At 52.9% G+C, this 14,216-nt stretch carries 10 protein-coding genes; all 10 read left to right on the top strand.

Features of this window, described 5'->3' with window-relative positions:
* Positions 1-7 precede the first annotated feature (7 nt).
* The 10 genes from AC0VZ8_RS19600 (at position 8) to AC0VZ8_RS19555 (ending at position 14,113) form a co-directional block, all read left to right on the top strand.
* Entirely contained in the window at positions 8-1,117 is a 1,110-nt protein-coding gene (locus AC0VZ8_RS19600; protein WP_475484132.1) for a glycoside hydrolase family 172 protein, read from the top strand.
* 45 nt (positions 1,118-1,162) lie between these two features.
* Positions 1,163-2,272: a DUF4185 domain-containing protein gene (locus AC0VZ8_RS19595; RefSeq protein WP_475487721.1), complete on the top strand. Its 1,110-nt coding sequence runs from the start codon at positions 1,163-1,165 to the stop codon at positions 2,270-2,272.
* A gap of 73 nt (positions 2,273-2,345) precedes the next feature.
* Positions 2,346-3,746: an ABC transporter substrate-binding protein gene (locus AC0VZ8_RS19590; protein ID WP_475484131.1), complete on the top strand. Its 1,401-nt coding sequence runs from the start codon at positions 2,346-2,348 to the stop codon at positions 3,744-3,746.
* Positions 3,747-3,837: 91 nt separating this feature from the next.
* Positions 3,838-4,725 (top strand): carbohydrate ABC transporter permease, encoded by an 888-nt coding sequence (locus AC0VZ8_RS19585; protein ID WP_260065530.1) that lies wholly within the window; start codon positions 3,838-3,840, stop codon positions 4,723-4,725.
* Between the two features lie 21 nt (positions 4,726-4,746).
* Positions 4,747-5,571 carry a carbohydrate ABC transporter permease gene (locus tag AC0VZ8_RS19580; protein WP_260065532.1) on the top strand — a complete coding sequence of 275 codons (825 nt, stop codon included), beginning with the start codon at positions 4,747-4,749 and terminating at the stop codon, positions 5,569-5,571.
* A 30-nt stretch (positions 5,572-5,601) separates the two neighbouring features.
* A complete protein-coding gene (locus AC0VZ8_RS19575; protein ID WP_475484130.1) occupies positions 5,602-7,827 on the top strand; it encodes a DUF6259 domain-containing protein in 2,226 nt (741 codons plus the stop codon).
* A 68-nt stretch (positions 7,828-7,895) separates the two neighbouring features.
* Positions 7,896-9,845: a DUF4185 domain-containing protein gene (locus AC0VZ8_RS19570; protein ID WP_475484129.1), complete on the top strand. Its 1,950-nt coding sequence runs from the start codon at positions 7,896-7,898 to the stop codon at positions 9,843-9,845.
* A gap of 38 nt (positions 9,846-9,883) precedes the next feature.
* Positions 9,884-11,902, top strand: coding sequence for a hypothetical protein (locus AC0VZ8_RS19565; RefSeq protein ID WP_475484128.1), 2,019 nt, complete (start codon positions 9,884-9,886; stop codon positions 11,900-11,902).
* A 14-nt stretch (positions 11,903-11,916) separates the two neighbouring features.
* Entirely contained in the window at positions 11,917-12,999 is a 1,083-nt protein-coding gene (locus AC0VZ8_RS19560; protein ID WP_475484127.1) for a glycoside hydrolase family 172 protein, read from the top strand.
* Positions 13,000-13,099: 100 nt separating this feature from the next.
* Positions 13,100-14,113 (top strand): LacI family DNA-binding transcriptional regulator, encoded by a 1,014-nt coding sequence (locus tag AC0VZ8_RS19555; protein WP_475484126.1) that lies wholly within the window; start codon positions 13,100-13,102, stop codon positions 14,111-14,113.
* Positions 14,114-14,216 lie beyond the last annotated feature (103 nt).

Raw genomic sequence — 14,216 nt, 5'->3', positions numbered from 1 at the left:
ATCATTCATGAACAATCATGCAGCATTATCTTCACTTAGCCTTACCCGAACCGGAAAAAGAAAACGGGAATCCAGCTACAACCGTTCTGGAGGCAATAAAGACTACTTCTCCATCAACCCAGGCGATCTGACCGAAATTTGCAGTATTCCGGGCGCTGGCGCCATCACTCACATCTGGATGACAATGGCCAGCAACGTCCCTGCGGAGGAATTGTATTTGCCGCGTAAAATCGTTCTCCGCATGTACTGGGACCAAGAGACGGAGCCCAGCGTGGAAGCGCCGATCGGCGATTTTTTCGGAATGGGGCACGGGCTCACCAAAAATTATACGTCAGCGGCATTGATGATGAGTCCCGAGGACGGAAAGGCATTCAACAGCTTCTTCCGTATGCCGTATGCGGATGGAGCCCGCATTACGATTGAGAGCGAGGCGGAGCATCCAATCAAATTTTATTTCTATGTGGATTACGAATCCTACGATAAGCTGCCTGAGGAGGAGCTGAGATTCCATGCCCAGTGGCACCGGGAAAATCCGACCGACGGGATACCGGACAACGGGGTGGATAACGCCTACTACGAATTCGGCGGCAAGAATACGACCGGCAGCGGCAACTATGTCATTTTGGACGCGGTCGGTAAGGGCCATTACATCGGCTGCAACTTCAATGTCCACAACCTGCGCGATACGCGGGAATGGAACTGGTACGGCGAAGGCGACGACATGATTTTCATCGATGGGGAGCCGTGGCCTCCGACCTTGCACGGAACGGGCATGGAGGATTATTTCAACACGGCATGGTGTCCGCAGCAGGAGGTGTGCACCCCGTATCATGGCATTATTTTGGGAGGGGGACCGAACTGGAGCGGCAAAATCTCCACGTACCGTTATCATATCCTGGACCCGATCATGTTTGAGAGCAGCATCAAGGTCACGATTGAGCACGGCCATAACAATCATCGCAGCGACGATGTTTCCTCAACGGCGTATTGGTATCAGGCAGAACCGCATCGCCCTTTCCCTGAACTGCCAAAGGTTGATAAACGATTGCCTCTGCCGGATATCAAGCCGCTTAACCCTGCCAGCATGAAACAGATCTTCGGCCATTCTAACCCTTGATATCAAGGGTGGGATATCGAATCGAAAGGGGAGATGAGCTTGAGGGTGAAAACGGCTTTGCTTGCCGGCCTATTCTTACTGATTTGCGGCTGCGCGAACGGCAGCAAGGCGAATCCCCAGCTTGATGGAGCAGATAAGGAGTTTTTATTAAAAGGCATAACCGGCCTGGAACAAATTACGCAATTGACCGGCGAGCCATCGCCTAATCACACGGATCGTTACGCGGTGTACGGGACCGACCTCGGTTCCATGATGAACGACGGGGAACGAACTTACTTCGTGTTCGGGGATACGTTCGGCGAGAGGGAGCCGGGACAGACTGGCGGAGGAGGCAGCTACTGGCGCTCCAACACGATGGCCTATACAACGGATGCGGAGGCGGCTGACGGCATCACATTTGAAGGCATGGTGACGGATGAATTCGGAACGGCCAAGGAACTGCTGCCCTCCGCCAAAATCGACTACGAAGAAATGACGAAAATCCCGACCCACGGCATTGCGGCAGGAGGTGCATTGTATTTGTACTACATGTCGGTCAAACATTGGGGAGATCCGGGGAAGTGGGACGCCAATTACAGCAGCGTCGCCAAATCGGTTGATAACGGAGAAACCTGGGAGCTGCAGGACCAGCTCCGTTGGCCGGGGGATGGCAATTTCATTCAGGTAAGCCCCTATAAGGTGGAGAATGACGCAGGCGGCTCGTACATTTATTTCTGGGGTATTCCAGCAGGGCGCTTTGGCGGCGTTCAGCTTATGAAGGTGGGGGAGGAGCACATCGAGAAGCAGTCCAAGTACGAGTATTTTAGCGGCGTGGATGCTGACGGCAATCCCCAGTGGAGCACCGATATGAAGGATGCAATAGATGTGGTGGATGACACGGCAGGCGAGCTTTCGGTTGTATGGAATGCTTATCTGGAACGCTGGCTGATGACATATCTGAAGGAAGGTAGGGGTGTTGTCATACGTGAAGGCATAACGCCATGGGGACCATGGGGCAAGCCTCTGGATTTGGTCCGAGCCGAGGATTATCCGGGACTGTACGGTCCCTATATGAATGACCGGTATACCGAGAATGACGGGCAAACGATCTACTTTACCTTGTCTTTATGGGATCCATACAACGTCTTCTGGTTTAAAGCCTCGCTGGAAAAATGAAAACGGATTCAAGTCATGTTCGGTTTAAATGCGAGTCGCATTTAAATAGTTTGATCCATTATAAGGAGGGTTCATGATGCAGAAAACAACCATCAGCTTCAAATCCTGGCGTGTTCTGTTCTCCGCAATTCTGGTTCTCGTACTGTTCATTACAGGCTGCGGCGGACGATCCGGCGGTCCCGGAGGGGGAACCTTAAGCAATCCGACGGAAAATGAAAGCGTAAACAACGGAGGCGGCGCCGGCGACAAAATAGTGATCGATTTCTGGGCGCAAAAATTCGAGGATACTACCGATGCCTGGTTCAAAAAATGGGTCGGCGAGTTCAACAAATCCCAAAGCGAAGTCGAAGTGAAGCTGACGATTGTTCCGGCTGACGCTTGGGACCAGAAGATGAAGGCAGCGCAAGCCGCGGGGAAAGCGCCGGATATCCGAACGATCAACTACGGCAATGTGGCCAACGCGGCAAAGACGGGTCAGCTTATGGCGCTGAACGATTTGATGGATTCTGCGGCATTCGATGATTTGTACGACAACATGAAGGATTTTGTAGCCGTCAACGGTCAGTACTACGCTTACCCGAAGCTCGTTGAACCGTCAGCCGTGATGTTCTATCGGAAAGACATGTTCGAGGCAGCCGGGCTTGACCCGAATCTGCCGCCGACCACGTGGACGGAGCTTCTGGAGACGGCTCAGAAGCTGACCAAGAAAGGCGTGTTCGGATTATCGATCGCGCAAACGGCTCCGGATCTGGGCTGGTCGAGCTGGGGGCTGCAGTATAACGCGGCAGGACATCTTGCGGTGACGGAGGACTGGTCCAAAGCGGACGTGAACAATAACGGATACAAGGCGCTCCTGGATTTTTACCAGAAAGCCTACCAGTCCGGCGTTATGCCGAAGCAGGCTCTGGCCGGATATGCGGATATCAAGCCTTTCGGCGAGGGCAAGATTGCCATCCAGATTTGCGGTTCCTGGGCAATTGGACAGCTTCGCAACACTTATAAAGATATGGTTGGTAAAGTGGGGATCGCACCAATGGCATCGATGGACGGCGATTTGACGAAACCGACGGCAACGCTCGGCGGCTGGTCGCTGGCAGTTGACGGGAAATCCAAGCATCCGCAGGAATCGGCCGATTTCATCTCATACCTCCTCGCGGGTGATCCGAGCATCATGATCGACTTTTTCAAGACCTCCCAATTCTCCAAGTTCTCCCCGCGCAAATCGGTGGACGAAGCGATGAAATCCGATCCGGATGCATCGAAGGATGCATGGCGTTCGCTGGTCTCCGAACAGATCATTCCTTACTCCCAAGCTGAACCGGTCTATCCTTGGGACATCAGCTTCGCGCTTGCCACATCCATCGAGTCCGCGATGAAAGGAACGTCAGTGGACAAAGCGCTGGAGAAAGCGGAGAAGGATATTAACGATTTCATTACCAAAAACAAGCTTGCCGGCACAAATCCGAAAAATTAGCGCATAGGCGGCCATCGGGGATCATCTCTTCAGATACGGATATCCGATTTCGGATGGCTGCCTCATCCTTAGGTCATGGTGGTGACTCTACATGTTTAAGAAAAATTTCCGGCAGGATAATGGAGTGGCTTATTTGCTTCTCGCACCCATCGTCATTCTGCTAACGATCTTTGTCATCATACCTTTCTTCTATGCCCTGCGAGTGAGCTTCTATAATTGGAGCTTCTACCAGGATTCCACCTTTGTGGGCTTACAGAATTTCTATATGGTGCTGACGGATGACCTCTTTCTCCAGTCCATCTGGGTAGGGCTCAAGTTTGCCCTTATGGTCGTTCCGACGATGCTGATTCTCTCGTTTCTGTTCGCCAACATCATTAAGAACCTGGGCTCCGGCTTCGCAAGCGTCGTGAAGACCTCCGTGTACATCCCAACCATCATTTCCGGGATCGTGGCATCGGTCATCTTCGTTTTTATCTTCGATTATGCCGGCGGCTTAGCCAATTATATCATCGGACTGTTCGGATATGAGCCGAAAGCTTGGCTTGCGGATGTGGCTACGGCGCTGCCCAGTATCGCCGCTCCTGCCGTATGGCTGGGCTTCGGTCTCACAACGCTGATCATGCTGGCAGGTCTTCACGATATTCCGAAGAGCTACTATGAGGCTGCGGAACTGGAGGGAGCGGGCACCTTTGTCCGCATGTGGTACATCACGATTCCGCTCATGCGCAATGTGGTTCTGTATCTGCTCGTAACCGGATTTACGGCGCAAATCTCACAGTTCGAGCTGTCCCTCGTGATGACGGGCGGCGGACCGCTCAGCGAGACCACAACGCCGAACCTGTATATCTTGAACCATTTCCGCAACGACGTCATGGTCGGCAATTCCATCGCGGCATCGCTGCTGTTGTTCGTGGTTCTGGGCAGCATCTCGGCCATCATCTTCAGAGTATTGAATTCGGAAAAAGCGATCGACGGTTAGGGAAGACAGGAGGATAACTTGATGAAAACGTTCAACGGAGTTCAGAAAACATTGATGACACTTTTGACCGGTCTGGTGACAATTATGGCTCTGTTCCCGCTGCTGTGGGTCATCATCGCCGGGTTCAAAGACAAGGCGGAGGTGCTTGCCACGCCGTTCCGATTCTTCCCCAAGAAGTGGATGGTTCAGAATTATACGGACATTCTCGGCGATTCGGCCTTCATTCAGTCGGTGCTCGTCACATTCGGGGGCGCGGTATTATTTGCAGCGCTGAGCTTGGCCGTCAACGCTACGGCGGCATACGTCTTCGCCAGGCTCGAATTTCGGTTCAAGACGTTTCTGTGGGTCTACGTCATCATCACCATGTTCATTCCCGGCATGGCGATCCTGCTGACCTCTTTTATCGTGGTGAATGAGATGGGCATGCTCGATACGCTGGCGGTGCTCGTATTGCCGGGGATTGCTTCTGCGGGTCATATGTTCTTCATCCGCCAGTTCTATCTGAATATTCCAATGGCCTTGGAAGAGGCGGCACTGATCGACGGAGCGGGCAGGATCAAGATCTTTACTCATATTTTCATTCCCATGTCGTTCCCGGTCTTTGTCATTGTAGGTATCGGCTCCTATTTGGCCTATTGGAATTCCTTCGTATGGCCGACGATGACGGTTACCAACCCGGAGCTGTTTCAGATTATGCAGTATTTGTACACCTTCCGTTCCGAGCGTGCAACGGAAATGGGCATGCTGATGGCCGGATCGGCGCTTTCCTGTTTGCCGACCATTGTCCTGTTCCTCTTCTTCCAGAAGCACATCATTTCAGGAATCAAAATCTCCGGATTGAAATAGCGTTTCAATGCGAAAAAGTGGAGGTGGCGCATGATTATCATTGAGAACAGACGCATTCGGGTTGAGATAAGCGAGCATAACGGAACGATCCAAGCTGTTCGCGATCGCTTAAAGGGGATCGATTATATCGCGGACTCCGGCCGTGGCCGTACGGATCCGTTTCGACTTGAGACAGACGCGGGGGTTAGCAGTTCTTTTCAAAAATTTGAATGGAGCTGGGAACGTGCGGCATCCGGGCAAAATCAAGTTCAATTATGCTGGCACACGCAGGAAGACATGATTGTAACCTCGTCCGTAACACTCATGGCGGAAGAGAACGGTATTGAATTCAAATGCGGGGTTGATAACCACTCGGAAGACAGGGTGCTAAGCCTGGAATATCCGATTGTCCCGAACATGGCCACGATTACGGAGGATGGCGAGGAGGATTATATTGCCCATCCCTTCGCGACCGGATTTGAGGTTAACAATCCGATGAAGGTTTTTGAAACGAACGGGATCGGGTTTCGTTTTATGCCGTACCCGGAAAGCTTCTCGGGGGCGACGATGCAGTTCTTTACCTATTACGGCAAGGGCAGGGGCGGGCTGTATTTCGCGGCGTTGGACGGCGAAGGGCATCCGAAATGGCTGAATTTCTACAAGAACGGGAATGGCATGCTGGAAGCCTCCGTGATCCATGGCTGCAGCGATATGGGACCCGGCAAAGGGATACGGCCTCATTACCCGGTACAGGTGTCGCTTCTGTCTGGAGGCGGATGGTACGAAGCTGCTGACCAATACAAGAGCTGGGCCGTAAGGCAGAAGTGGTGTTCACGCGGCAAGCTTTCGGGCAGGGCTGCGAAGGAGGGCAGTCAATGGCTGCATGAGGACATGGGAGCAGCAACCTTCGGAATCAATGCGGGATCGGACCGCACGGCCTGGATTCAGAAATATCATGACAGCATCGGAACGTCGATGTTTCACATTCTGGGCCCCGACTGGACGCATCGGCCGCAGACGTTCGGCAGCGGCGTGCCGGGAGGATATGGCGATTGGTTCCCGACCCGGTTCAACCCGGAGAACATCGCCCTGATTCGAAAGCTGGGCCATCGCTTCGCCCCGTTCGAGTTCGATTACCTGTACCATTTTGACGGAGCCGACGGAGAGCTTGGCAAGGAAGCAGAACAGAAATTTCCCGAGTTGAAAAAAAGCGTGGATGCATACCGCTTCCCGTTCCTCTGTCCGGCACATCCGTATACCCATGATTTTCATGTGAAACGGGATGCGGCGCTGCAGCGAAGCGACGATATCGATGCGATTTACTATGATATCTCCGCCAACAACATTCTAAAGGTCTGCATGGATGAAAACCATGGTCATCCGGTGGGAGCAGGCAGCATCATCGAGGAGGCCTACCGGCGGAACTATGCGGATACGAAGGCGGCCATGTGCGAAATTGCGGAACGTTACATCCCCATGGGCACCGAGATGATCAATGAGACGATGCTCGATCTGATCGACTATTATCAGGCGCGGGCCGGAGGACAGCCCGCAGCGCCGCTTGAAGGGTGGCCGATCCGGGAGCTGTTAAAGTCAGGCGATGCCCGCCTGATCCCGATGTTCACATACGTGTATCATGAGTACGGCGCGCTGAGATTGGACGGCTGGGGCAAGCTGGCAGAGGAAATCGGGGAGCTTTACTATTTTACGGTGGCACGCACGTATATCTGGGGCGGTTTATACGAATTGAATTACGAATACAGTCCGATGGAGGCGCTGGACGGAATCGAAAATACGGCGGAGGAGCATTACTACCCGTTTGATCCTCGCGGGTATGCCTTTTCGACGGAGCGGGCCGAGTATTTGGCGCTGTATGCACGGCTTCGGACCGGAGCGGCGAAGGCGTACTGGTCGTATGGGACCATGCTTCGGCCCCTCTCCTTCGACAGCCCGCAGACTTCTATGAAATGGTTTCATTATAACCATGGCAAGGAAACGCTGGAATATAACAATGCAGGAGAATTGTTGACCGATTCCGTTATCCATGCGGCATGGCAGAATGAGCAAGGCGATGTTGGCTTGTTCTTTGCGAATGTGACCGAAGCGGAGCAAATGATACGTATAGATCTTCGACCGGAAGACTACGGGAAAACGGCAGTGAGCGGGCGGCTGTTCACGCTTACGGGAGAGCAGGCCGTTGATTGCGATCCGCAGCAAGATGATCGGCGCTTGCTCTCGCTTCCAGCCCGAAGCATCGCGATGCTGGAGTTGATCTAGCCTTGAACTCGAGAACATAGATATTACACGGCTGCTTGAGAGCGATAATGTGAAGGAGGGTATCTATAATGTTTATGAAGAAGATGACGACAGGTGTTCTCGCCTTTTCCATGATATTCGCTTCCACTTGGGCGGGCAGCGCCGAAGCGCTGACGCCAGAAGGCACGAAGATGATCGCCCGGGTTACAGGTGCAACGCCTGCCGGAGAGACCATGCCGAATCCGAATCAAATCCACATGAACTACGATGTCGGCGGGACGGATTTAGGCATCGTGTGGGATAAGGGCGGAGGCGAATATTTCATTGCTTTCGGCGATACCAACGATACGGCAGGTAACTGGAACCGAAGCAATGTGCTGGCCATTTCATCGGATACGAATCTGGAGGATGGTCTTGCATTCTCAACAATGATTCAGAGCAAGCCAGGCCACGCCAAGGAAATTCTTCCCTCCAAAAAAATCAACAATGATGAAATGACGGTCATCCCGACGGCAGGCGTAACCGTTGGCAACAGGCATTATATCCATTACATGTCCGTCAACCACTGGGGCCCAGCCGGCCGATGGTATACGAATTACTCCGGCATCGCTTACTCGGATGACAACGGACAGAACTGGACCAAGAGTCCCTCCGCCCGCTGGTATAACAACACGTCAACCTGGAACAATCCTTTTCAAATGGCAGCGTTCCTTAAGGACAGCGGATTCGTGTATATGTATGCTACGCCGAACGGCCGCTTTGGGGACGTATATCTTGCACGGGTACCGGAGAATGGGCTGCTGAATATCGGGGATTATCGTTATTGGGACGGAAGCGGCTGGTCGGCGGCCCAGTCTGCAGCCCGGCCGGTGGCGATCGGTGTGGCAGGCGAGATGTCCGTAGCTTACAACACCCACTTCAAACGGTATATCATGACCTATCTGAACGAAGATCGGCAGGCGATCGTCATGCGGGATGCGGCAACGCCGATCGGTCCATGGAGCGGAGAGAAAATTTTGGTGCCTGGAGATTTCACGGGCCTTGGTCAGTACAATGCGTATATGCATCCGCTGTCCAATAACGGGCCTCAGCTGTATTTTATCATGTCCACCTGGTACCCGGATTACAATACCCATCTAATGAAAACTACGCTGACCCCTGACATGCTCGGCGATAATATCATCTCGGACCCGGGCTTCGAAACGCAGAGAGAAACGCCGGTCATGGCCCCATGGTATGTTACGGGCGAAGGCGGCTTAGAGCGCCAGCTCGGAAATGCCCGAACCGGTGAGAATAATGGATATGTACGCAACGGCAGCGGCTGGAACGCGATCAAGCAGCGGGTGGTTGTGCAGCCGTATACCAACTATACCTTGAAGGGCTGGGTTCGTACGTCCAGCAACAATACGAAAGGCCACTTCGGGGTTAGGGAGCCAGTTGATGGGGCCGTTATTAAGGAAACCTCCTTTGCTCAATTGAGCGATTATACGGAACTGACCGTGACCTTTAATTCCGGGAACCGTTCCGTCGTGGAATTGTATACGGGATTGTGGGCAAACGGAGACACCTGGCTTCAGGTTGACGATATGTCCCTGGTGAAGGATTTGAATCTCGTGGGTCATGCCGGATTTGAATCCCAATCCTCTTCAAGTCTGTCGTCGCCTTGGTATTCGAACGGAACAGCCGGGGTAGACCGTAATCTTGGATTTGCACGCACCGGGGCAAACAACGGATATGCAAGGGCAAGCAGCGGTTGGAATGCGATCAAGCAGGAGATTTTTGTCGAGCCGGATACCGAATACACTTTATCGGCATGGATCCGTACTTCAGACAACAATAACGACGGATATTTTGGCGTAAGGCAGCTTGGCGATGGTCCGGTATTAAGTGAAATTTCATTTCAGAACATCCCTGGATACGCCCTGAAGACAGTTCGCTTCAACTCGGGCCAGTATCATAGTCTGGAGATTTACGCCGGGATGTGGGCCACATCGGATATGTGGATTCAGGTTGACGATTTCAGCGTGGTTAAGAATTGACGAAAGTGGCCGAGAGACCGGAAAGAAGGGAGACATGCATGAAACGATTACCGGATTCTTTTGTGAAGCAGTGGGTTTACGACGATATCGGGCAAACGGCGCCGGAGGTAAGTCTGCATCAGCTGGATAAAGAGACGATCCACTGCGTGCTGACATTCGAGCTGGAGCAGACGATTCAACAGGATGACTGGCAGATGCGTTTGGAGCCGGCATTCCTGCCACATTTTCACTGGGCGCCTCATTTAACGCCGACTTCCCGTCATGTGATGGATCAGCATTGCTTTCGTTCGCCCGCGCTCATTGTTCATGACGATACAAAGACGCTCATGCTCATACCGGATCTGGATCTGATCACGAAGGATGCAGACGCTCGTTGGTACATGGACCTGGATGCCCCTAATAACCAACTTGTCTTGGGAATGAGTCGAACTCGGGTGAGCGAGCATGTGCTGTTTGAGAAAGTGAATGGCGCTTCATATCCTTCCGGAACGATACGGTTCGGTTTCTATTTGAAAATGGCGGATCATGATCAGGCCGGATTGAACCCCTGGCGATCATTGCTGCAGTTTTTATGGGATCGATGGGGCCATGCCCAATTCGGTCAATCGATCCGTGAGGAGGTCCGCCTAGACAGCTATGTAAGGCATGCTTATGATTGGGCTTTTCGCAATTGGAAAGACACGGTCTGGCAGGAATTCGAATGGGACGGACGGAACGTAGGCGCACCGGTATTTATTGCCGATGTGAGTCAAAGTCCAAATTATCCGGGCGTGCCGAACGAAAGGGAGAGTCGATCGATCTGGAATCAGGCCTGGTTCAGCTCCCTTCGCTCTGCTCAAGGCATCTACCGATACGGTAAGGAACAGAACGATCCGGAGCTGGTTCGCAAGGCAATGCTTATGAAGGAGCTTGCGCTGGCGGCCCCGCAGCGAGGCGGGTTCTTTCCCGCTGTCATCGCGACGGAGATGAAGCGGGTGATGGTAGATGGACAGCAGGTCAATCGGTCCGGGAGCTGGGCGTTAGCCTTCTGGGGAAATTCCAATCGCAACCCGGTCGATCCTTGGGGGGCGATCGCTGCAGCGCCTTATCATGTGCTGGATATGAGCTGGACGGCGCTGCTCATGCTTCGATGGCATGATGAGCTCGAGCCGGATCCAAGGCTGTTGGCATATGCCGTGCGCTATGCGGATGCGCTCGTGGCCCTCCAGGACGAGAAAGGATATTTTCCAGCCTGGCTGGATCAGGATACGTTAGCACCGCTGGATATCATTCGGGAGTCCCCGGAAACGTCGCTCTCCGTCACATTTTTGCTTAAGCTGCACCAATTGCGCCCGGATTCCAAATACATGGAAGCGGCAAAGCAGGCGCTTAAGGTTGTTATCCAGGAGATCGTGCCGACCGGCAGGTGGGAGGATTTCGAGACGTATTGGTCCTGCTGCGGTTATGGGCGCGATGAGCTTCCAGGCAACAAAGTGGCTAGGAATAACATGTTCAAGCAGTGCAATTTCTCCATGTTTTGGACGGCGGAAGCGTTATACCATATGTATAAAACAAACGGTGACAAACGATATATGATCGTTGGCCAACGTGTGCTGGATGAAATGCTGATGACGCAGGCTTCCTGGCAGCCGCCCTATCTGTACGTCGACGTAGTAGGCGGATTCGGCGTCATGAACTGCGACGGGGAATGGAATGATGCCCGGCAAAGCCTGTTTGCTGAGCTGATTCTGCAATATGGCGTGGAGTTGGACCAAAAAGAATATATTGAGCGCGGGTTAGCCGCTTTGCAGGCCTCGTTCGTCATGATGTATTGTCCCGAAAACGAAAAAACAAAAGGGCAGTGGGAGCGGGCGTATCCTTTCTTTAACGAGAAGGATTACGGCTTCATGATGGAGAATTACGGTCATGATGGTGTTGTGGATGAGGAGGGGCGAGGCATGGGGACATTCACCATCTTCGATTGGGGGAACGGTGCGGCAGCTGAGGCTTACCTGCGGATTAAGGACCGTTTGGGTCAAACGTTGAAAGAGCGGTACGGATACGATATCACATACTAAAGGAGCGATAACAGATGATGAACTTTAATGGACTTAATATGCACCTCGGAAATTTATCAAGGCTGTCCAATGCGCAGACGAGATCCATCAGCGCGGAGAATTTTACCGGCGAAAAAGGAAAGGGCGGAATGGCCACCGACGGCACGGGCGCAGCGGCTTCCAGGGACTTGGGCGTGGGCTGGAAGGTCTCTCCTTCCGTGGAGATTTTACCGGGCGAAACGTTTACGATGGGTGACATTCAGGGTCCCGGGGCGATTCAACATATCTGGCTTACGTGCCATCCGACGCTGTGGCGCAATCTGATTATCCGCATGTATTGGGACGGCGAACAGGAAGCTTCGGTTGAGGTGCCCGTCGGTGATTTGTTCTGTAACGGATGGGGCGAGCGCAGCGATGTCAATTCAATTCCGGTTGCCGTGAATCCGGCCGGCGGCATGAACAGCTACTGGCAGATGCCCTTCCGCAAGCAAGCCCGATTGACGATGGAGAACCGTGCGCCGGAAAAGGCAGTCCTTTACTATCAAATTGACTATACGCTGACGGACATCCCGGAAGATGAGGCATATTTTCACGCGCAGTGGCGGAGAACGAATCCCGTTCCTTACAAAGAGGTTTATACCATTCTGGATGGGGTGACTGGACACGGGCACTATGTAGGGACTTACCTCGCCTGGCAGGTGAACAATAACGGCTGGTGGGGCGAAGGCGAGATCAAGTTCTATATGGACGGGGATCAGGATTATCCGACCATATGCGGTACGGGAACGGAAGATTATTTTGGCGGGGCCTGGAATTGGGAGCAGCCGATTGGTACCTACCGAACCTACTCGACGCCATATTTGGGGATGCACCAAGTGCTGAAGCCGGACGGATTGTATCGAAGTCAGCAGCGTTTTGGCATGTATCGATGGCATGTCATGGATCCAATCCGCTTTCAAAGCGATCTTCGCGTGACCATTCAGGATCTTGGCTGGAGGTCCGGAGGGAGGTATCTTCCGCAGCAGAGCGATATTGCATCGACGGCATTCTGGTATCAGGCCGAGCCCCATGCGCCATTTCCAGAGCTTCCGGGTAATGATGAGCGGGAGGTTATATAAAGAGGAGCTATTGCTTACCTGCCGGTAAGGTGATAGTGTGAATCCATGGACCCTTTTGCGGGAGCATATGGCGTTTCCATGGTTGTTAATGGAGGATAGGATGGACAAACATACGATTTATACGATTGCTGAACGGGTAGGCGTATCCCCTTCTACGGTGTCCAGAGCCTTGTCGGGAAGAGGTTACTGCAGTCCCAAGACGAAGAGCAAAATTCTGGCGGCTGCGAAGGAAATGAACTATGCGCCCGATCATGCAGCGAAGATGCTGAAAATGAGACAAACCAACAAAATTATTTTTGCCGTGCCCGATATATGCAACCCTTTTTATTTCGATATGATCAACGGAATCAATCAGGTGCTGGAAGAGCATGATTACCTGATGATTCTGTTTTACACCAAGCATAGGCTCCAGGAGGAGATGAAGGCGATCCAAACCCTGCGGGAAAATGTGGCCGACGGCATGATCATGGTGTCCTTTCATTTCGGTGAAGAGAATATCGGGGCCATCAATGCGCTGCAAGCACCTGTCGTGCTCACGAATAAATATGTCTCGCCGGAAGGGAATGACCGCTTCGATTATGTGTATGTGGACACGTATGACGGAATCAAGCAAAGCACGGAGCATCTGATCCGTCAAGGCCTGCGTTGCATCGCCTATATGGGCGGCAATCTGAGCGAGCAGACCGGCCATGAGCGGTTCTGCGGGTATCGGGATGCGATGCTGCAAGCGGGGCTCCCCTTGCTGCCTCGTTTTATCGCCGAATCCGATTATACTGAAAGCGGCGGTTATGCGATGGCAAAAGCGTGGGTTCAAGGGCCCGACCATCCGGAGGGCATTGTCGCCGCAAACGATTTAATGGCAATCGGGGTCATGAAGGCCTGCGAGGAAGCCGGTCTTCGCATTCCCCATGACGTTGCCGTTGTGGGCATGGATAATCTGGACCTTGCCTCCCGCGTATATCCCAAGCTGACATCCGTTGCCTTGCAGCAGGAGGAAATCGGCCGCAAGGCAGCCCAAATCCTGATGGATCGCATGTTGGGAATACCGAGGGAAGAGCGGTCCGTGAAATTGATGCCGCAGATCGTCGTGCGGGATTCCAGTGTAAGGATTTGAAGAAAGAATCGTGAGTAGTGAGAATGGCTGTGCACATAGTAACAGTTACCACCCCATGAACGCTCATCATTAGCTGATATAAAATTGAATTGACATGGAGATG

It is taken from the genome of Paenibacillus sp. QJM3NY_38 (genome assembly GCF_056173265.1).
This window is presented reverse-complemented; position numbering and strand designations above follow the sequence as displayed.